Annotated in this window: 17 protein-coding genes; 5 read left to right on the top strand and 12 right to left on the bottom strand. The window is 57.9% G+C overall.

The annotated features are described in order from the left end of the window. Positions 1-230 precede the first annotated feature (230 nt). Positions 231-2,540, bottom strand: a complete 2,310-nt coding sequence (locus tag RDA78_RS11905) for a mechanosensitive ion channel domain-containing protein (RefSeq protein WP_434055518.1) — start codon at positions 2,538-2,540, stop codon at positions 231-233. A 289-nt stretch (positions 2,541-2,829) separates the two neighbouring features. Here RDA78_RS11905 and RDA78_RS11900 point away from each other — a divergent pair, with 289 nt between their 5' ends. After that, positions 2,830-3,903: a DUF2336 domain-containing protein gene (locus RDA78_RS11900; RefSeq protein ID WP_434055517.1), complete on the top strand. Its 1,074-nt coding sequence runs from the start codon at positions 2,830-2,832 to the stop codon at positions 3,901-3,903. Positions 3,904-3,941: 38 nt separating this feature from the next. Here the strand turns inward: RDA78_RS11900 and RDA78_RS11895 are convergent, their stop codons facing one another. The 3 genes from RDA78_RS11895 to fliI all read right to left on the bottom strand — a co-directional run bounded on the left by RDA78_RS11895 (position 3,942) and on the right by fliI (position 6,350). Beyond that, complete coding sequence (locus tag RDA78_RS11895) at positions 3,942-4,376, bottom strand: paraquat-inducible protein A (RefSeq protein ID WP_434055516.1); 435 nt, start codon at positions 4,374-4,376, stop codon at positions 3,942-3,944. A gap of 212 nt (positions 4,377-4,588) precedes the next feature. Beyond that, positions 4,589-4,996 (bottom strand): flagellar export protein FliJ, encoded by a 408-nt coding sequence (gene fliJ, locus RDA78_RS11890; RefSeq protein WP_434055515.1) that lies wholly within the window; start codon positions 4,994-4,996, stop codon positions 4,589-4,591. A 28-nt stretch (positions 4,997-5,024) separates the two neighbouring features. Next, on the bottom strand, positions 5,025-6,350 hold the full coding sequence (fliI, locus tag RDA78_RS11885; protein WP_434055514.1) for a flagellar protein export ATPase FliI: 1,326 nt from the start codon (positions 6,348-6,350) through the stop codon (positions 5,025-5,027). A 370-nt stretch (positions 6,351-6,720) separates the two neighbouring features. Here fliI and ctrA point away from each other — a divergent pair, with 370 nt between their 5' ends. Further along, positions 6,721-7,413, top strand: coding sequence for a response regulator transcription factor CtrA (ctrA, locus tag RDA78_RS11880; RefSeq protein WP_029064643.1), 693 nt, complete (start codon positions 6,721-6,723; stop codon positions 7,411-7,413). A 129-nt stretch (positions 7,414-7,542) separates the two neighbouring features. Here the strand turns inward: ctrA and RDA78_RS11875 are convergent, their stop codons facing one another. Continuing rightward, positions 7,543-8,511: an MBL fold metallo-hydrolase gene (locus tag RDA78_RS11875; RefSeq protein WP_434055513.1), complete on the bottom strand. Its 969-nt coding sequence runs from the start codon at positions 8,509-8,511 to the stop codon at positions 7,543-7,545. A gap of 302 nt (positions 8,512-8,813) precedes the next feature. Here RDA78_RS11875 and RDA78_RS11870 point away from each other — a divergent pair, with 302 nt between their 5' ends. Continuing rightward, positions 8,814-9,707, top strand: a complete 894-nt coding sequence (locus tag RDA78_RS11870) for a LytTR family DNA-binding domain-containing protein (RefSeq protein ID WP_434055512.1) — start codon at positions 8,814-8,816, stop codon at positions 9,705-9,707. Positions 9,708-9,721: 14 nt separating this feature from the next. On the opposite strand, the gene RDA78_RS11865 is transcribed toward RDA78_RS11870, so the two are convergent. The 7 genes from RDA78_RS11865 to RDA78_RS11835 all read right to left on the bottom strand — a co-directional run bounded on the left by RDA78_RS11865 (position 9,722) and on the right by RDA78_RS11835 (position 17,168). Then, positions 9,722-10,606, bottom strand: a complete 885-nt coding sequence (locus RDA78_RS11865; RefSeq protein WP_434055511.1) for a CheR family methyltransferase — start codon at positions 10,604-10,606, stop codon at positions 9,722-9,724. Further along, positions 10,603-11,823: a protein-glutamate methylesterase/protein-glutamine glutaminase gene (locus RDA78_RS11860; protein WP_434055510.1), complete on the bottom strand. Its 1,221-nt coding sequence runs from the start codon at positions 11,821-11,823 to the stop codon at positions 10,603-10,605. The genes RDA78_RS11865 and RDA78_RS11860 overlap by 4 nt, the downstream gene beginning before the upstream one ends. Before the next feature lie 21 nt (positions 11,824-11,844). Next, positions 11,845-12,210 carry a response regulator gene (locus RDA78_RS11855; protein ID WP_434055509.1) on the bottom strand — a complete coding sequence of 122 codons (366 nt, stop codon included), beginning with the start codon at positions 12,208-12,210 and terminating at the stop codon, positions 11,845-11,847. 33 nt (positions 12,211-12,243) lie between these two features. Then, positions 12,244-12,741, bottom strand: a complete 498-nt coding sequence (locus RDA78_RS11850; protein WP_434055508.1) for a chemotaxis protein CheW — start codon at positions 12,739-12,741, stop codon at positions 12,244-12,246. After that, a complete protein-coding gene (locus RDA78_RS11845) occupies positions 12,738-15,527 on the bottom strand; it encodes a hybrid sensor histidine kinase/response regulator (RefSeq protein ID WP_434055507.1) in 2,790 nt (929 codons plus the stop codon). The genes RDA78_RS11850 and RDA78_RS11845 overlap by 4 nt, the downstream gene beginning before the upstream one ends. 133 nt (positions 15,528-15,660) lie before the next feature. After that, positions 15,661-16,305: a histidine phosphotransferase ChpT gene (gene chpT / locus RDA78_RS11840; protein WP_434055506.1), complete on the bottom strand. Its 645-nt coding sequence runs from the start codon at positions 16,303-16,305 to the stop codon at positions 15,661-15,663. A gap of 425 nt (positions 16,306-16,730) precedes the next feature. Then, positions 16,731-17,168, bottom strand: a complete 438-nt coding sequence (locus tag RDA78_RS11835) for a YHS domain-containing (seleno)protein (protein WP_434055505.1) — start codon at positions 17,166-17,168, stop codon at positions 16,731-16,733. 173 nt (positions 17,169-17,341) lie between these two features. Here RDA78_RS11835 and RDA78_RS11830 point away from each other — a divergent pair, with 173 nt between their 5' ends. Both RDA78_RS11830 and RDA78_RS11825 read left to right on the top strand, forming a co-directional pair. Beyond that, positions 17,342-17,947, top strand: coding sequence for a DUF1134 domain-containing protein (locus tag RDA78_RS11830; protein WP_434055504.1), 606 nt, complete (start codon positions 17,342-17,344; stop codon positions 17,945-17,947). Between the two features lie 141 nt (positions 17,948-18,088). After that, positions 18,089-19,426 (top strand): hypothetical protein, encoded by a 1,338-nt coding sequence (locus RDA78_RS11825; protein ID WP_434055503.1) that lies wholly within the window; start codon positions 18,089-18,091, stop codon positions 19,424-19,426. Positions 19,427-19,430 lie beyond the last annotated feature (4 nt).

The following is a 19,430-nucleotide window of genomic DNA, read 5'->3' as shown; positions in this document are numbered from 1 at the left end:
AATAAAGCGAAACTTTGCGAAATTCAATCAACAATCAGAATTTCTTCTGCACCGATCCGAACGGGCGTCCGCTAGGCACGGTCTAGGTGATAGATCCATAAATGAAACTGTAATGGGAACATCGACGATCTCGGTCACGCGAGCGCTCGCGCACGCAAACCGTTGCTGACAAAGAGATCAGCGCAGGCCGATCATTCCCGCCGGGATGTCGGATTTAAGAATGCGGCTCCTCAACGCCCATCTTCTTCCGGCGGCGCATCGTCGGTCGGCTCGGGTGTCTTGCCTTTTTTCTTGCCGCTTGCTTTCGGAAGCGCGTCTTCGGCCGCGAAGGGCGGCGTCGCGGCATGATAGGTCACCTGCGGGAACGGGATTTCGATGTTCCGCTCGTCGAACACCTGCTTGATGTATTCGTTGTAGGCCCGCCCTATGCTCCACTGGTCACCCGGTGTTGTCTTGATACGGGCCCGGATATCGATCGAACTTGCGCCGAACATGGTCACGCCATGCATTTCCAGATCGCCGAAGATCTTGGACTTGAAATCGGTCTCCTGCAGGCGCTTGAACGCCTCGACCATCGCCTCCTTGGCATAGGCGATGTCGGTGTCGTAGGACACACCGATAAGCGCGACGTGATAGGAAAAACCGCGCATGAAGTTGGACACCATGTCGACCGAGGAGAACGGAATGATGTGCGTCGTACCGTCCAGATCCCGGATGCGGACCGAGCGGATGGTGATGCCTTCCACCGTACCGGTGATGCCGGCAACGGTCACCACGTCACCCTCATTGATGGCATTTTCGATCTGGATGAAGGCGCCGGTGATGATGTCCTTCACCAGCGTCTGCGCACCGAAGGAAATCGCCAGACCGACCACACCGGCACCGGCGATCAGCGGTCCGATATTAACTCCGATTTCCGACAGCGCCAGAAGCGCGGCCATCACCATGATGATGATCGTGAATGCGTTGCGGAACAGCTGGAACAGGGTCCGTTCGCGCGCGCTGACGATGTAACCTGCCCGCGATTGCAGGCGAAGATCCACCCAGGACATCACCGCAAGCCAGATCAGGAAGGCCACCAGCAGCACCATGATCGCCGCCCCGTAGCTGCTTACGAGCGCGGACCCGGTCTCGCTGTAGAACCAGTCGATGACCGCCAGAAGACCCCAGATGTCGAGCAGCAGCAGGATCGTTCCGAGGAACACCACGAAGCGGATGATCTTCAGCAGGCGCGGCACGAAGGCGTTGAGCCTGTATTGCAGCGCGGGAAGTTTCTGGTGCAGGTCGTCCGGCAGCCGGATGCCGCCCTTGATGGCCCGCGTCATCACCAGCGACAGCAGCATGCCGGCCATGATGGTCACGATGGAAAGCGCGGTGGCGCGCAGGATGATCGTTGTCGCATCGAAGGGGCGTGTGACCCAGACAAGAAACACCGCAATGATGTAGCCGTATGCACCCACGTGCCAGAGGTTGCCCAGATTGGCGAGCGCCCTTTGCGCAAGGGTGGTGTGGATGGTTTCTGCATAGGCTTTCGCGCCTTCGCGGACGCTGACCCGGTTCCGCTTGATCAGAACCATCAGATAGATCATGCCGGTGAGTACGATGATGAACCGGAGCGCGTTGCCTAGGACGAACGAAACGGCGAGATTCGCGGCCGGCACCGCCAGAAAGACACCGAAGTTGTTCCAGTACATGTAGATCCGCAGACGCGAGTACCAGTAATCCGCGCCGACGTCGGAAAACGGCAGCAGGCGCAATTCGGGCCGCTTGGGCGCGAATACGAAGCGCAAGGCGACATTCGACATGCCGGTAATGAAGAAGGCGTTGAGCGCAAGGCTCTCCTGGATCGTCACACCGGTATCAAGTCCGCCGAACCCCGTCAGGGCGACCAGGTAGCCGACGCCGAGCCCGATCGCCACGGTTATGGCATCGATTGTGGTGGTGACCATCAGGATGCCGGCGCGCATCAACCCGCCGCCATAGCGAGCGCGTACCGACATTTTCGGATAGATCAGCCGTGCCACGAACTGTGCAGCCAGGAATGCCGCATAGGCTGCCACCAGCACGATGGCGACCTGCAGAAGAACCTCCTGCACCCGGTCCCACTTGATCGGGATATCGCCTCGCAGAACGAGCAACAACCCTCTGAGGGAATGACGCGATCGATCCAGAACGACACCGATTTCATCGGCAAGGGCGCGCGTATATTCGCCGACGCGAATGACGAAACTCTGCCCGGCCGACACCGCGTCGCCGGCGCTCGCATCCGGGGGCGGTGCCGGACTGCCTTCATCTGTGCCCGTCCCGGACCCGGCCTGTTCGGGTCCTGCGTTCTTCTTGAGAAGCTCGATCAACTCGTCGCGGCTCTTCGGATCGTTGAGGATCTCGATGAGAGCCTCGCTCGCCTGCTTGACATCAGGCGCATCGGTTGAAGCATTCCCTTCGGCGGAGGCCGCACCTTCGCTCTGTCCGGCGACAGGAACCGCCGACAACAGAAAGAACCCGAATAACACAGCAAGGCACAGGCGCATGATTTTCATGTCGAATTCGCTTTGTTGACGCGCAAGGTGCGCATTCTTTCATGTCCGAACAATAGAAAGGAACCCTCCAAAAAGGAAAGCCATTTGCCTTTACATTCAACGGTTTTCGAAGATCAAGAATTTGAAACCGGGGCTTTTCGGCAGATTCTTTTGTCTGTTCAAACAATTGGGGCACTATTCGTTCTTTTCGACGCCTCGTTGAAGACTGCTCATGCAAACTACTGCCGTCTCACTTTTCGGTAACGTAAAAATAACAATATTGACTCATCATTCCCCCTACGGAGGAAAGATGCCCAGATCACTCATCAGGCTTGCTGAAGATGAGACTGCAGAGGCGAGGCAGAAACTGTTTGCCGAGGTCAGCAGGCTTGTCGCGACGGATCTGGAAGACAGGTCCGACTCCGAGCTTGAGCTCTTCGCTGAAGTGATGCTGAAGCTCTATGGCAGCAGCGCGACCGACGACCGGCTGCAACTGGCCCAGAAGCTCGCTCCCAGTACGCAAAGCCCCGCCGACCTGCTCCGCAGGATCGCTCGGGATGAAGTGAAAATCGCAATGCCTGTCTTGGCTGAAAGCCAGACGCTGACAAGACAGGACCTCCTGGATCTTATCGATCAGGTTGGCGAAGAGCACATTCTGGTGCTGGCACGCCGCAAGGATTTGCCGGTCGAGGTTTCCGACGCTCTTGCCGCGAAAGGCAGTGCAGCCGTGCTCCGGATACTGGCTGCCAACAAGAACATAAAGCTGTCGCGCGAGACCATGAGTGGTCTGGTGAAACTTGCCGCAGAAGACAGCACGCTGCGGGACGGACTTGCAATGCGAGACGACCTGACGCCTGCCGCTTGCCAGGAATTGCTTCCTCTTGTCGATGATGAGGCAAAGAAGCGGCTGCGGACTGCCATCGAGGGATCGCTGTCCAAGGAACAGCTAGACCAGATTGCCCGGCTCAAGGTGCTGCGCAAGACATTCGGTGAAGCACTGGGAAACCAGGATACCGGTGGCCTTTGGCGCGAAGCCGAGCGCTCGGCAGTGACGCTGGACGAACTCATGATCCTGCTTTTGCAGGATGGGCGATTTCATCACGCGATCGAACTTTTGGGTGCAAGAGGCAGGATCGCCCAGTCCGCCCTCAAGGACGCCATGTTCAACGGCAAACGCGACGTTGTCATACGAACGGCAGCCAAGGCCGGGCTGGACGTTCCGGCGTTTGCGCTGCTTGCCAAAGCCCGTTGCGCGCACCTCAAGCTCCCGGCGGCGCAGGGCGGCGAGTGGACGACGGCCTACGCCAAGCAGATCGCGGATGCCGCAAAGGCAAGGGAAGGCCGCTGCGACGATTTTCAGGCCCGGCGGCGCGAAAAGACCTGAACTGGCACCTCAACTCCAGCTGACTGATATCCTCTCTTCTATAACCGCTTGCACAGGCTCGCTGCCGCGGCCGTCGTGAGGGTTGCGCCCGCGTAGAACCACAGACCGGGCAAAATTGTCGCCGCAGCCAATCCACTTGTCTTTGCCGCGAACAGAACCAGCGCGACGAGCATCACATCCAGCATCGACCACTTGCCGACCGTGGAAAGCAGCGCAAGGGAACGGGACGACCCCCCGGTAAATGCGGCTACGTGGATAAGCCCGATCTTCACGGCTGGAAAGCCGACCGAGAACAACCCGACAACGGACGCAAGCGCAACGTCTCCTTGCTTCCAAAGTTCCAGGATCAGCTCAATAAGACTGGGGCGCTCTTCAAGAAAATAGAGCTTTTCAAACCGCATGAGCGGCTGGGTCAGCCCGAGAGCAAACGAAAATGTGGACAATGGCAGCAACAGGGCCAGAAACAGTTTCATCGGACAAGCGCACTCCGTGGCATGCGTAAAATCTCAATCACTGACAATTGTCCACGCAGTGCCGGGATTGCAACGCGCAACGCCGCTAAAACCCTGATAAGATGAGATTTGTACGACAAATGGGCGATCGCGAAGCATGCGATCAGCACCTGGGCACGAGTGCCGCCGGGCACGATCGAGACGCCCGGCCTGGGGAGGAAAGACTGCGCGTGTTACCGCAGGCGCGCTCTGGCTGCGACTTCGTCGAGCTGTTCCTGCTCGGCCATTTCCTGGGCCGTGCGCTCGCGCTGATGGTCGCGTTCTTCCAACTGTTCGAACTTCTTCAACTCTTCGATCGCGGCGCTCAACTCGTCCTGCGCACGCTGTAGCTGATCGTCGAGCTCATGCGCGGAGTTGCGCAGATTATCGCGCCGGTCGGCTGCGGCCTTGGCAAAGGTCGGATAGGCAAAATGTGTGACATCCGTGATGCCGACACGTTCCTGCTCGGTCCGGATCTGATCGTCCAGTTCATCTGCCATGCGATTAAACTCGGCAATCATGCTCTCGATCTGAGCGAGTTGGCGCCGTTTTTCATCAACATGAAACCGCTTCAAACGGATCAAACTGTCGCGGGTTTTCATAACTCAATACTCCCCTAACATGGGCAGTCTACCCCGGAGTCATTTCCAAAAGGTTGGCAAGATGCAAATAACCTTCAGAAAGTGACGTCGCCTCATCCTTTCCCTGATTCAGGAAGTCGTCAATCAGCTCGAACCTGTGGATCGCCTCGTCGACCGTGGGGTCGGATCCCTTCCGGTAGGCGCCCAGACGAATGAGCTCTTCCATATCCGTGTAAGTCGATAGCAACTGCCTCGCCTTTCGCAGAACGGGCTGGTGTTCGGGCGGCACGCAACGCGGCATTGTCCGGGAAACGGATTTCAACACGTTAATTGCGGGATAGCGGCCTCGCTCGGCGATCGCGCGCTCCATGACGATATGGCCGTCGAGGATTCCGCGCACCGCATCGGCAACCGGTTCATTGAGGTTGTCGCCTTCCACAAGTACCGTGAAAAGACCCGTGATCGACCCCGTGCCCGCCTTACCCGGACCGGCCCGTTCCAGGAGGCGTGGCAATTCGGTGAACACGGTCGGCGTATACCCCTTGGATGTCGGCGGCTCACCGACGGACAGGCCGATTTCTCGCTGTGCCATGGCGAAGCGGGTGACGGAATCCATCATGCACAGGACGTTTTTGCCTTCGTCGCGAAAATGTTCGCTGACGGTCATGGCAAGGTAGGCTGCCTGACGGCGCATCAGCACGCTTTCATCCGATGTCGCGACGACAACAACGGACCGCGCCAGGCCATCCTCGCCCAGGTCGTCTTCTATGAATTCCTGAACCTCGCGGCCGCGCTCTCCGATCAGACCGATGACGGCAACATCGCAGTCGGTGTTGCGCGCCAGCATCGACATCAGAACCGACTTGCCGACGCCGGAGCCGGCGAAAATGCCCATGCGCTGCCCTTCGCAGCAGGTAACGAAGGTGTTCAATGCCCGGACGCCGAGATCGACGGGTGCGCCCACCCTCTGCCGTTCGGACGCCGGAGGCGGTGCACTTCGCAGCTTTCGGGGCACCGCACCGTTGGAGATCGCGCCCTTGCCGTCAATAGGTTCACCTTGGGCGTTGACGACACGGCCGAGCCAGGCGTCTCCCGGGTGAACGACGCTCTCGCGGGAGTTGATCACCGCCCGGCATCCCATGCGCACACCCTCGAGCCCGGAAAACGGCATGCATAGCGCCTTGTCTTCCCGGAAACCGACAACTTCGGCCGGAACTTTCGGATTGTCCTCACCGTTGTCGATCAGGAGACGCGAACCGACGCTCATTTCGTGGATCGGGCCGGCGATTTCCACCAGCAGGCCCTGAACCGCCGTGACCCGACCGTAAATTTCGGTCGGCAAAAGCGAATCAATCTCGGCAAAAAGCGCCTTCAAACGAAATTCCTTTCACTGTTAACCGTTTTGGTAACCGATCGTTTACGAGTCTGGTTAATCTTAACCTTTGGAAGGCTGACAAGCGATAGCCATTTCGAAGTCAGACCGGCGTTGTCGAAAGGAATCTGAACGGAATCGGTTAGATCTGTTTCTTAATGTTCAACATTAAGCTTTGTGAATTCGTGTTTTTTTTGGGGATTCAACAAGTTGTCCGTTGTTCACAGATTCATTTCTTCGGAGCTTGCCGCTGCGAATCATATTTTGTTAACCATTAACCGGTAGCTTTGAGTCGGGGTTAACAACAGTCCTTCGTAGCGTACCGACAGAGCCGTTGCGACTTGCCCAGGAAAGGCAGAACAAGGGGATTGGCATGCGTGTATTGTTGATTGAGGATGATAGCGCCACAGCGCAGAGCATCGAGTTGATGCTGAAGTCCGAGAACTTCAACGTCTACACGACAGATCTTGGCGAGGAAGGCATCGACCTCGGCAAACTGTACGATTACGACATTATCATGTTGGATTTGAACTTGCCGGACATGTCCGGATATGAAGTTCTCCGGACACTTCGCGTGTCGAAGGTCAAGACACCGATCTTGATCCTGTCCGGAAATGCCGGCATCGAAGACAAGGTTCGCGGTCTGGGCTTCGGCGCTGACGATTATATGACCAAGCCGTTCCACAAGGATGAGCTGGTTGCCCGCATTCATGCGATCGTTCGCCGCTCCAAGGGTCATGCACAGTCGGTCATCGTCACCGGCGACCTGAAGGTGAACCTGGACACGAAGACGGTTGAAGTCGGTGGACAGCGTGTTCACCTGACCGGAAAAGAATACCAGATGCTGGAGCTTCTTTCGCTCCGCAAGGGTACGACGCTCACCAAGGAAATGTTCCTGAACCATCTCTACGGCGGGATGGATGAGCCGGAATTGAAGATCATCGACGTGTTCATCTGTAAGCTGCGCAAGAAGCTCGCGTCGGCAACATCGGGAAAGAACTACATCGAAACGGTCTGGGGCCGCGGATACGTTCTGCGCGAACCGGAAGTCGAAGCGGCGGCGTAACCGTCAACACCGAACTGAATTTCAGCAAGAAGCCCCGGATGGATCATCCGGGGCTTTTTTTGTTCGGGCATGCATCGCACGCCGTTTGAAAAGGCCGGTGGGGCCGGCCCTTCCGTGAAACGCGGCGTCTCAGAGATGCATCTGGTAGGAAGCCGGAACGTAGCGGTAACCGCTGCCGTCCACGGCGACGTAACCAACCGCCGGGAACGGCATGTGGTAGCCGACGAAAGGAATCCGGTCAGCAGCAAGCATGTCCAGAACGGACCTGCGGGTTGCCGCGGCCGCTTCCTTGTCCATGTCGAAGCGCACTTCCCATTCCGGACGCGCAAGCGACCAGACATAGTGGTTGGCAAGGTCAGCTGCCAGGAGGAGCTGGGCTCCGCCGCTTTCAAGCATGTAGACCGTGTGCCCTGGTGTATGGCCATGGGCATCCATGGCGGTGATGCCGGATGCGACGGACCCACCGCCGTTGAGGAACGTCATCTTTTCCGCAAGCGGTTTCACATTCTTTGTCATCAGCTTGGTCACGCCATTGGCTTCCGGGTCCATCGCGGCCCAGAAGTCGTATTCCTTTTGCGCAATCACGTAACGCGCATTTGGGAACGCGGGTGCGCCGCCTTCCATGAGGCCACCGATATGGTCCGGGTGCATGTGGGTGATGACAACCACATCGACCTGCTCAGGCGTGTAGCCGGCGCTTTCCAGTGCCGCGCGCATATTGCCGCGCGCGGGGCGGCCGCCTTCACCGACGCCTGTATCGAACAGAACGAGTTCGCTGCCCGTGTTTACCAGTGTCGGGGTGAAATAGGCCCTGAATGTATCTGAGGGAATGAAGTTGTCGTCGGAATGGGCGACAAACGCATCCGGTTCGACATTCATCCCGAAGGTTTTCTGCGGTTCGCCGACAGTGACCGCTCCATCCAGGAGCGTGTTCACTTCGAAGTCACCGACACTGTATCGGGCAACAGGAGCCGTCATTGCGCCCTGCTTCTCTGCTGCGGCATGTGCAATACCGGTTGTCGTCAGGCTTGCGCCGGCGATCGCTCCGCCGGCTCCCAAAAGAGCGGCGCGGCGCGTCAGTTCAACTTTCAGTCCCATTTCAGTTTCTCCGGCAGCCTCGACAATTTCAACCTGGACGACCGAAAAGACACAACCCGAGGCCAGTTCAAATTCAGGATCGTGTCTTGCGATGCGCGTCGCCCCTGCGGTCAAATTGGCGCAATAAGGCCGAAAGGAAACCCGCTTCTTCTTCAAAGACTTGTTATTTCGCGACTTCTTTAACTGACATGAGATTCTAAATGTTTTATATTTTTCAATGATATATGCGAAACGAAATTCATGCTTCTTGAATGACGCGACGATTTCGCCATACTTCGGCACCCGAAATAAGAAGTCGTTTCATGAACCGAACCTATACAATTCAGGCTTTCTGTCTGGCTCTGGCATCAGCATGGTTGCTGGCGTCGACACAGATCCAGCGTCCGGACAACTGGCCACTCGCAGGGCTTTATCTTTATTGGAGCGTCCGCATATTGCTGGAAGCGGGCCTGTTTGTCGCCTTCCTTGAATTGTTCGCAAGGTTGCCTGGTGCCTGGGGGCAGATCCGGTGGTCGGTGGTTCTGGCTGCCCTGGTCAGCCTTGTGCCGTTTGCGCTCGCGGTGACCGCTCTCGATCTCATCCTTGGACTTCCCGAACTCAACGAACTTGTCAGAACCAGTGCATCCGGAGCGGCGGCGGGAAGCGCGCAACCAGGCGGTCAGACCCATATCGGTTCTTTCCTGCTGGAAATCGTCTATCTCTCCGACAACCATCTTGTCCTCTGCGCCCTGTTGTCGATCCCGCTGTTTTTTCAATCGATGAAACTGGGCGCCAGAGACACGGCCCCGGAGACCGCGCCACTCGTTGATGTCCTGGAACAGGTCGATCCCGTGCCCACTGAAAAGCATGATCGCGAAAGCGGGTATCAACGCCATCTCGAACCGCCTCTGGCCAACCCGGTTCTGCGCGCCGAAGCGCAGGAACACTACGTCCGTCTGACCACAGCCACGGAAAACCGGATGGTTCTCTACCGCTTCAACGACATCGTGGCGGAACTGCCCGGCGATACCGGAATGCAGGTGCACCGAAGTCATTGGGTGGCGTTTGAAACCATGGCCCGCCTGGTCAGGGAAGATGGACGTCTCTGGCTGGAGCTTACGGACGGTGAACGAATCCCGGTCAGCCGGAAATATGCAGAAGACGTGCGTGCGAAGGTCGATACCCTGCCGCAGGAAGGAAAAAGGGCGGCCAACTGACCGCCTCTTGTTCTTTATCTCCGGAAACCGGCACCGCCACCGACCGCCAGTCTTGGCCCGGCCGGGGTTCCGGTCGCTGCCTGAAACGCCTGTTTCTTCTGGAAGAGACCGCGTTTTCCGGGAACCGGCTTGAAGGCGTCCGTAAGTCCGACCACGGTTTCCGCGGCCCCGAGAACGAGATAACCGTCATCCGGAAGCGTCTTGGAAAGCCGGCCGAGGATCTCGGACTTGGTCGTCTGATCGAAATAGATAAGGACGTTGCGGCAGAACACGATGTCGAATTCGCCGAGATGGGTGAAGTTCTCAAGCAGGTTCAACTGTTTCCATTCGATCATCGCGCGCATTGCGGCATTGATCTGCCACATGTCGCCCTTCTGGTCGAAATACTTCAAAAGCATCTGGATCGGCAGGCCGCGCTGGACCTCGAACTGGCTGTACAGACCCGTCTTGGCCTTTTCGAGCACTTCCTGGGAAAGGTCTGTTCCCAGCACACGCGTCCGCCATCCGGGCATCTTTGCTGCCTCTTCCTTGAGGCAGATCCCTAGCGAGTAGGGTTCCTGGCCGGTCGAAGCAGCCGCGCACCAGACCTTGATCTGCCTGCGTGTGCTGCGCGCCTCCAGGAGGGCTGGCAACATCGTCTCCTTGAAGTGGTCAAACGGTGTCTTGTCCCGAAAGAAAAAAGACTCGTTCGTCGTCATCGCTTCGATGACTTCCGTTTCAAGCGCTCTGTTGCCACCGCGCTGCAAGGTCTGAATGACCGCACTCAGTGTCTCAAGCTTCGAACTTCTGGCGATTGGCTGCAACCGGCTTTCGACCAGATACTGCTTGTCGTTGGACAACACCAGGCCGGAACGCGTCTTGAGAAACGTCTTGAGGAAATCGAACTCACCGGGAGTCATCGTGTATTCCCCTTCAATACGCGTGAAACCTTCGGGCCGATCTGGTTCAAAGGCAGAATTTCGCAGCACATTCCTGTCGCGGCGGCAGCGCCCGGCATTCCCCATACGACACTTGTCGCTTCGTCCTGCGTGATGATGCTGCCCCCGCCAGACGCGATGGTTTTCACGCCGTCCGCGCCGTCATGCCCCATCCCTGTCAGGATCACGGCAAGGCTCGCAGATCCGTAAACCTTGGCGACGCTGTCGAAGAGCGGATCAACCGCCGGCTTGCAGAAGTTCACCGGGGGACCGTCCGTCAGGCGGATCTTGACTGCACCTGCATCCTTTTCAAGGATCATGTGTTTGCCGCCCGGGGCGACATAGACGTTGCCCGGCTTGAGGATCTCACCGTCTTCGCCCTCCTTGGACGGGCGAAGAGCGGCTTTGCTGAGATGTTCCGCAAGGATCGAGGTAAAGGTCGGCGGCATGTGCTGGGTGATGACGACGGGAACGTCGTTCATCGCGGTGCCGACTTCCTTCATCATTTCTTGAAGCGCCTGCGGACCGCCGGTCGACGACCCGATCGCCAGAATGCGAGGTCGCGCGGAAGAATAAGGTCTTGTCTTGAACTTCGGCGCAGCAGCGGCGGCAGCCGGTTGCGAAGCTCCGCGGAAGCTGGCCCGTGTGTCGGTAGCGGGACGGGCGGAGACAGGTCTGACCGGCTGAGTGGTCTTCCCGGCGCGTGTTTCAGCCCGCATCGTCCTTGCCGGACCGCGCATGCGGATCGCGCGCGCACCAAGTGCCTTGACCTTCTCGATCAGTTCGCGACGGAAGTCGACCGAAGTGGTGACTTCGGAATTCGATTCAGGCTTGGGAACGTAGTCCGCAGCACCGAGCGACAGGGCCTTCAGGCTGATCTCGGCATTCCGCCTTGTAAGCGTCGAAGCCATGATGACGACGAGGTCGCGCTTCTTCGCCAGCATGAGCGGCAGCGCGGTCATGCCGTCCATCTCCGGCATTTCAATGTCCAGAACGACAACGTCCGGATTGCTTTTTTCAATGTCGTCAACGGCAAGCTTGCCGTTCCGGTGAGAACTGACGACTTTCAGACCCTTGTCGTCACCGAGCCATCGGGTCAGAAGACCGCGAATGACGACAGCATCGTCGACGACCATGACTTTGATAGGGTCACTGCCGGGGTTAGCGCCCACAGGAGCACTTCTCTGCGCTAATGCCATAAAGACTGCCCAAACTCAAAACTAGATAAGACCGACTTCCTGAAACTTGGCTTCGACAATTTCCCTGTCGAACGGCTTCATGATGTACTCGTTTGCCCCTGCGCGAATTGCGCGGGCAATATGTGCGACGTCATTTTCGGTTGTGCAGAAAACGACCACCGGGCTTTCGCCACCCTCTTCGGTCCGAAGACTGGTCAGGAACTCCAGCCCGTCCATGACAGGCATGTTCCAGTCCAGAAGAATGGCGTCCGGCATAGTCTTACGGCAGGCGTCGAGCGCTTGTTGCCCGTCTTCCGCTTCTTCGATTTCGAAGTTCATGTCTTCGAGAATCCGGCGGGCCACTTTACGGATGACACTCGAGTCATCAACGACGAGGCACTGTTTCATCACCTGTTACTCCACTCGTGGGCCGTCGGCCCGTTACGCTGCTGCCATCGGTTCGGTAAACATTGCTCCAAGCAGTCGGTCGACATCCAGAATGACCATCAACTGACCATCGAGACGGTGAACGCCGCCAGAGATTTCCGCCCACCGGCGATCGAGGTTCGACGGGTTCGACTCCGCCGACGCCGCCGGGAGGTTCAGGACTTCTCCGACCGTATCGATCACGAGGCCGTAGCTTTCCTGCTTGTACTCGATGCCGACCGCCATCATCTGCTCGTCTTCAAGCGGGGGCAGATGAAGCCGGCGGCGCATGTTGATTGCGGTGACAATCCGTCCGCGCAGGTTCAGAACGCCCTGCACTTCCGGGGCCGACATGGGAACGCGCGTCACGCTCTCGGGCACGAAGACGTCGTGCACCTGGGAGATCGGCAACCCGAACAGTTGCCCGCCGATAACCACGGTCACATACTGGATCATGTCGCTTGCGGCGTTCGCATCCGTATCCGCATTGAGTTTGTGTTCCAGCACACTCATGCTGCTACTCCCAATTCATTGGAGAAGACATCTTTCAGCGCGGCGATCAGGCCTGGCCGGTCGAATTTCGCGACATAGTCATCGAACCCGGCCTGGCGGCCGCGCTCGATCGAGGCCGGTGTCACCAGCGACGACAGGGCGAGCATCGGGATGTCGCGGAACCGCGGATCACGCCGCAGGGACTCGCAGAACTCGAAGCCGTTGATTTCGGGCATCTCGATATCGCTGACGATCGCGTGGAACTTGTCACCGTTTTCAAGAAGCTCGAACGCCTGCTGTGGCCCGTTGCAGGTTGTCACGTCGTATCCGGCCGCTTTGAGAACCGGTGTGAGCATGTTGCGGAAGAAGGAGCTGTCGTCCACGAAGAGCACTTTCTTCGTCAACGCCTCGATGTCCATCTCCTTGCGCATGAACCAGTCTTCGAAGGCCTGCGGCAGGTAGTAGCCCAGGTCGATGATCTCGGTCGCACGTTCCTTCACGACCGCCGATCCGAGGATACCGGGGCGTTCCGATCCGACCTCGATGTTCATGCGGTCTTCGACGATGTCGACGATCTCGTCGACAACCAGGCCCATGGACCTGCCTGCATCGGAGAACACCAGCATCGGCTGCGTTCCTTCCGTCTTGTGGCAGTCGCCGTCATTGACATAAACCAGCGGCATCAGCGCACCGCGGTACTGCACGAGGTCGCGGCCATTGGAACGCTCGATCTTCGAGACCTCGAACTCTTCCAGCCGCGTGACCAGCGACAGCGGAACCGCCTTGGGCTCCGGAGCCCCCGCACGGAACAGGAGCAGCGAAATCGAATTCTGTCCCGTCATCGCCTTGCTGCGCAGGTCGTCCCGCTCCTCTTCTTCGGACTCGGCAACCGAGCTCGACGCGTGGCTTGCCATCGCACCGGCGATGCCGTTCGGATCGATGATCATGATCACGGATCCATCGCCCAGTATCGTGTTTCCGGAGAACATGTTGAGGTTGCGGAGCATGGTCGACATCGGCTTGACGACGATTTCCTCCGTATGGAAGACCCCGTCCACGACCACGCCGAATGTCTGACTGCCGACCTGCATGACGACGATGAAGCCATTGTCCTCGTCGATCGCCTTGTCGACGTCCTCGCCTTCATAGATGCCGAGAAGCTGAGACAGATGCACCAGCGGCAGCAGCTTGTTGCGCAAGCGAAGGACGGGTGTGTCCTTGATCCGCTCTATCCGGTGCTCCGAATTGGTCTGGACACGCACGAGTTCCACGACCGAGAGCTGCGGGATGGCAAATCGGTCACCGCCCGCCTCGACGATCAGCGTGGAGACGATCGCGAGCGTCAGCGGGATCTTGATGATGAAGCTGGAGCCCTTGCCGGTCGCCGACCGCAGATCGACGGTACCACCGATCAGTTCGATGTTGTTGCGCACCACATCCATGCCGACACCGCGTCCGGAAACGCTGGTGACTTCGGCTGCGGTGGAGAAGCCTGCATGGAAGATGAACTTGTGGATCTGGGAGTCCGTCATCTTTTCGACTTCGGATTCCGAGGCCAGGCCCCGCTCCAGAACCTTGGCTTTCACGCGATCAACGTCGATGCCCTTGCCGTCGTCGCGGACTTCGATGATGATATGCCCGCCTTCATGATAGGCGGCCAGCGTGATGATGCCCTTCTCGGGTTTGCCGGCTGCGCGGCGTTCCTCGGGACGCTCAAGACCGTGGTCAGCCGAGTTGCGAACCATGTGGGTCAGGGGATCCTTGATCATTTCAAGGACCTGACGGTCAAGTTCGGTGTCGGCACCGATCATTTCAAGATCGATCGGTTTTTCCAGTTCCTGGCTCAGATCGCGGACAATGCGCGGCAGTTTCTGCCAGGCGTTGCCGATCGGCTGCATCCGTGTCGCCATGACACCTTCCTGCAGCTCGGCGGTTACGTTGGACAAGCGCTGCAGCGGAACCTTGAATTCACTGTCTTCGTGCCGGCGCACGATTTCAAGAAGCTGGTTACGGGTCAACACGAGTTCCGAGACCATCGTCATCAGATGCTCGAGCGTATCGACCGCAACGCGGATGCTCTGGTTGGAGACCCCGCCGCCGGCAGCTTTTTTCTCGCCGGCTTCGCCACCGGCCTTTTTCGCGGCAGCTGCCTTTTTCGGTTGTTCCTTGGATTCAGCCTTCGCGGCGACAGGGGCAGGAGCAGGCTCTTCTGCCTCTTCCTCGACCTCAACGACTTCCGCATCGGCAACCTCAACCTCGATCTCGGTTTCCTGGAAAGCACGTTCCAGTTCGTCGAGAGAGACTTCACCAGGCCTCAGCGGGCGTTCAAGTGTCTGATCGGAAGAATCTTCTGCAGCCGGCTCCTCAGCTTCTGCTTCCGCCGGCGCCGCTTCGGCTTCCTCTACGGTTTCGCCAGCCATGGCGGTATCCGCCTTGGCCGACATGTCCTCAAGATTGCCGATGAGTTCGCTGTCGTCGCCTTCCGGCTCCTCGCCCTCGGCGGCCTCCAGCTCACCGAGTATGTCCTTGATCTGGTCAATCGAGATCAGGATCAGCGAAACGGCTTCCTGCGTAACCGGCGCGCCGTCGCGAAACTTGCCCATGAGCGTTTCTGCCGCATGCGCAATACCTTCAAGCCGGGGAAGGCCCAGAAATCCGCAAGTGCCCTTGATGGTATGCACCAGACGGAAAATGTTATCCAAAATAGTCGCGTTGTTCGGTTCCTGCTCGAACTTAACGAGCTCTACGTCAACAACATCGAGACTCTCGTTCGTCTCGGTAATAAATTCCCTGAGGAGGTCGTCCATGGCCTGCTCTCACCCGACTTGTTACTGGTTCCGCATCCTTAAACGGATGTCTGGACCGAAAAGTCCATGAGAGTAGGTTGACGGCAAAGAGTTAAGATACGCTGAAACGGGCGGACACTTTTGTCGATGTGGATCAGACCTTTGGCAGGGCCGTGATTTTTACCAATTCTTCTTGTTTATCTATTGTTAATACCATTTTGGATTCACGCGCCAGAAGCAAAGTGTAGATAGGCTGCACCGAATGCGCGTCGATCCGTTCCGGCTCTTCTCCGTCAAGTGTTTCCTTCATTCCCAGCGGAATACGCGGATTGAGTCCACTGGCATGCAACGTGAAGGACGGCGATTGCGGATCGCCCTCCATTTCAACCTTGATCTCACCCCCGCGCGGGACGCACTGATTGGCGATAAGAATAAGGTTAAGCAGAAGCTTGACGTAATTTTTCGGCATCAGGTGCCGGGAAACTTGCCAAACTAGATCGGATTTTTCGTTTTCCATAAAGCCTGTGGCAACGACTTGGGCATCACCCAGGTCGATCTCGGCACCGGCGGAACCGGCCGCGCCGAAAGCAAGGCGCGCGAATTGCAGTTTTGCCGAAGCCTGACGCGCGCTCTTTCGAATGAGATCCATCGCAAAATCGCGCATGTCTTCGGAGCCTTCTTCATCGAGGACTTCGAGACCGTTCGTTATCGCGCCCACCGGGCTGATGATGTCGTGACAGACGCGGCTGGCGACCAAAGCGGCTAGGTCCAGAGAGGAAAGCTCTTTAAGTGCTGACATGACGTTGTAAGGCTCTTCTGAAAGGGTCTAAGCGAAAGTCTGATTCGCGTTGCTTTGCGTAAGCGTTACACATCCGCAAAGCCGCTGCCAAGGCAACGCCGTTGCGCAATCCCGATCATCCAGATGAAAGTTGTTCGTTTCCCGGATTTCGGCGGAAAAACCCGCTCAGAAAGCCCGTCAGCTCCCCTCATTGACCTGGTGCGGTGAGTTTGAAGTTCGCATCCTTGTTTCTGCAGTCTTCGAACGAACTTCAGCTTCAGGTGACTAGGTGATGGACCCATAAATGAGACTGAAATGGCATCCGTATTGGCGAAATCCCGTAAGCAAGGGTGTGCGGAGCGGGCTTTTTGCCCGGTCAAGCACGCTGATGCCACGGGGTGAAGTCATTTCTGCCGCCAAATCCGCTTCATTTATGGGACCGTACCCTAAAGCACGGGCACGCAGCCCGCGCTGCGCGCGTTGGATTGCGCGTCCTTGGCCAACTGGGCACCGTTGATCACAAACAGGAAGCGATTTACGACGGAATGGAAAAAGACGAGACGCCCTTCCACCATTGCGTAAATGAAGGGATTTCCCGCAGTGGCAAAACCCTCGGACAGTGCATAGCCGCCGCAGCCTGCAAACATGGGCGCATAGGTTTCCGGATTGCGTTCAAATGCGGCCATGTTGCCCTCGTTGACGAAGACCCATTCCGCGCCTCCCCAGGCGATTTCGTTGCGCCTGTCACCCTTTCGGGGCCGCCCGTCAACAAAGTAACTGACCGGATCATGGCCTCCGATGGCGTATCCCGAGATCGGATCGGGAACGAAAAGCTGGGGACGCGCGGCAACTTCATACACAAAAGCACCCAGAAGAGCGCTCATCGAAATGGAAAGACATATCCATGTCTTTTTTTCAGGCCAGCTTTTCATCGATTCGGCTATGTAGGGTACCGAGGCTTGCGCGAATCAGTTTGATTCTATTGCGATCCAGCGTACGGGCTGAGGCACGTGAAAACAATGCGCCTCATCCGGCAGATGATGAGGAGTCCCAATTAATGGCAAAAAGATACCGGCAAGTGGCATCCCTGTTGAAGGCTGCGTTTTTGTGCTTTTGCCTGATTGCCGCACCGACCTTCGCCATGGCCCAAACGTCGGGTGCGGAACCGATCGACAGCGCCCAGACCTACGATGAAGACGAGATCCTGAAAACCGGCCACGAGTTCTTCGGTTCCGTTTCGGGTGGCCTTGCTTCCGTCATTGAGCGCGCCTTTTCCAGGTACGGCGAACCGAACGGATACATTCTGGGTGAAGAAGGCTCCGGTGCTTTCGTGGCAGGTGCCCGCTATGGCGAAGGGCACCTCTATACGCGCAACGCCGGCAACCACAAGATCTTCTGGCAGGGTCCCTCCGTCGGCTGGGATTTCGGTGCTGACGGCGCGCGGGTAATGATGCTTGTCTACAAACTGCCAACGGTCAACTCGATTTACGACCGCTTTGCAGGTGTCAACGGGTCGGCCTATCTCGTCGGCGGCGCGGGAATGACCGTGCTCCTGAGAAATGAGACGATCCTTGTTCCGGTGAAAGCTGGGGTCGGCGCACGCCTCGGACTCAATATGGGTTATCTGAAATTTACACCCAAGCCGACCTGGAATCCGTTCTGACCGGCAGGCCCCGTTGGCATACACAGGGCGGGCTTTGGTCTTGCCAACATCCGTCTGCTCTTGGCGAAACGGCTTGTGTCGTCTAATGATTAGATATGAAAACGGGAGAACCACCGGGAACCCGATGTGATTGAAGCGGTTATGTATATTGCACTGGGGTTTTGTGCGGCCGGCCTGATCGGTCTTGCGATACTTCCTGCCTTCTATCGAAGGGCCGCTCGATTGACCGAGGAAGCGCTGCGTGCCGTCAATCCTTCCAGCTACGCGGAAGTCCGGGCAGCACAGGATCAGGCCAGGGCAAGGCATGCCATCGAACTGCGGCGCGTCGAACGCCAGCATGACGATGAACGCACGAAAGCGGCCAAACATCACCTGGAGGTTTCGCGGCTGCGAACGGAAATCGAAGCGCTGAACCGGGGGCACAAGGCCCAGGTGTCCGGGCTGGAAACCAAGCTGGGTGCCCTGCATGGCGACCAGAAGGCCGTTGATCTCCTGTCCTCCGAAGTAACCGCACTCAAGGAGAAACTTGCAGAAGCGGAAACCGCGCTCGCCGAAAGCTGGAAGACACCGGCACAGGGGGATGCGTCGCAAAAACCGGAAGACAATCCGCAAGACAACAGCGACTGGCTGCCGGCGGCTGACACAATGACACTCGCCAAGATCACGGGTCTGGAAGCAGAAGTCGCAACGCTGAAATCACGTTTGTCGAAACATGAGCCGGTCGAGGACATGCCGCCTGTAACAGCACAGAGGGATCCGGCAATCTCGAAGCTCGCGGAGATGGAGGCACAACTCGTCGACACGGAATCAAAATACGTGACTGCGCAGGCGGAAGTGGCGAGGCTGTCGCTGCTTCTGGATGCCGGTACCGGCATTGAGGCACGTGACGAGCAGCAGCATGACGACCGGGCGTCCGAAGCGCTCGACGAGCTGAAACGTGAAAACGTCCAGCAGAAAGCCGAACTCATTGCCAAGAACCGCACCCTGGACAGGATGAACGGTCAGCTGGAAAAACTGCGGAGCGATCTATTGCAGGCGCCCGGCCTGATAGAGCTCAGGCAGGAATTCAAGGCACTCGCTGCGAAACTCGCCGGAACCGGGAAGCCGGCGGCTGCCGGCGCTGTGCAACGGGACATACCGGGCGAAAACGCAGCTGCAACCGACGCTGCGGAGAAACCCAAGACACGACAGGTGGTCGTGCCTGGCGGCAAGTCTGCCAAACCGCAATCGATCAAGGTCAGAGCGACAAAAATTACGCACAAGAAGGAAGAGGCCGAAGCCTCGGCCAAATCCTCCGAGATTGCGACGGCCGCCGAAGCGCTTGTGAGCAGGATCGTTGCGTCCAACCGCAAGAACGGACCGGAAGAAGAGACCGCGGTCGCCGGCGCGCAGGCAGACGCCGACAACAAAGCCGATGCCGCGCCGGAAACCGATCCGGAAGACAAACCTACCAAGCAAAACAAGAAAGACGTTGCCTGACCCT

Origin of the sequence: Roseibium sp. (genome assembly GCF_051016195.1) — a bacterium.
In the GTDB taxonomy this organism is placed as follows: domain Bacteria; phylum Pseudomonadota; class Alphaproteobacteria; order Rhizobiales; family Stappiaceae; genus Roseibium.
This window is presented reverse-complemented; position numbering and strand designations above follow the sequence as displayed.

What these genes read in the sequence shown, in the direction of transcription:
- RDA78_RS11855 (WP_434055509.1), bottom strand. Translation starts at nt 12,210, where the DNA reads ATGAAACAGTGCCTCGTCGTTGATGACTCGAGTGTCATCCGTAAAGTG.
- fliJ (WP_434055515.1), bottom strand. Translation starts at nt 4,996, where the DNA reads ATGAAAACCCGCGACAGTTTGATCCGTTTGAAGCGGTTTCATGTTGAT.
- ctrA (WP_029064643.1), top strand. Translation starts at nt 6,721, where the DNA reads ATGCGTGTATTGTTGATTGAGGATGATAGCGCCACAGCGCAGAGCATC.
- RDA78_RS11895 (WP_434055516.1), bottom strand. Translation starts at nt 4,376, where the DNA reads ATGAAACTGTTTCTGGCCCTGTTGCTGCCATTGTCCACATTTTCGTTT.
- RDA78_RS11845 (WP_434055507.1), bottom strand. Translation starts at nt 15,527, where the DNA reads ATGGACGACCTCCTCAGGGAATTTATTACCGAGACGAACGAGAGTCTC.
- RDA78_RS11865 (WP_434055511.1), bottom strand. Translation starts at nt 10,606, where the DNA reads ATGACTCCCGGTGAGTTCGATTTCCTCAAGACGTTTCTCAAGACGCGT.
- RDA78_RS11905 (WP_434055518.1), bottom strand. Translation starts at nt 2,540, where the DNA reads ATGAAAATCATGCGCCTGTGCCTTGCTGTGTTATTCGGGTTCTTTCTG.
- chpT (WP_434055506.1), bottom strand. Translation starts at nt 16,305, where the DNA reads ATGTCAGCACTTAAAGAGCTTTCCTCTCTGGACCTAGCCGCTTTGGTC.
- RDA78_RS11830 (WP_434055504.1), top strand. Translation starts at nt 17,342, where the DNA reads ATGGCAAAAAGATACCGGCAAGTGGCATCCCTGTTGAAGGCTGCGTTT.
- RDA78_RS11825 (WP_434055503.1), top strand. Translation starts at nt 18,089, where the DNA reads ATGTATATTGCACTGGGGTTTTGTGCGGCCGGCCTGATCGGTCTTGCG.
- RDA78_RS11870 (WP_434055512.1), top strand. Translation starts at nt 8,814, where the DNA reads ATGAACCGAACCTATACAATTCAGGCTTTCTGTCTGGCTCTGGCATCA.
- RDA78_RS11860 (WP_434055510.1), bottom strand. Translation starts at nt 11,823, where the DNA reads ATGGCATTAGCGCAGAGAAGTGCTCCTGTGGGCGCTAACCCCGGCAGT.
- RDA78_RS11875 (WP_434055513.1), bottom strand. Translation starts at nt 8,511, where the DNA reads ATGGGACTGAAAGTTGAACTGACGCGCCGCGCCGCTCTTTTGGGAGCC.
- RDA78_RS11835 (WP_434055505.1), bottom strand. Translation starts at nt 17,168, where the DNA reads ATGAGCGCTCTTCTGGGTGCTTTTGTGTATGAAGTTGCCGCGCGTCCC.
- RDA78_RS11850 (WP_434055508.1), bottom strand. Translation starts at nt 12,741, where the DNA reads ATGAGTGTGCTGGAACACAAACTCAATGCGGATACGGATGCGAACGCC.
- RDA78_RS11900 (WP_434055517.1), top strand. Translation starts at nt 2,830, where the DNA reads ATGCCCAGATCACTCATCAGGCTTGCTGAAGATGAGACTGCAGAGGCG.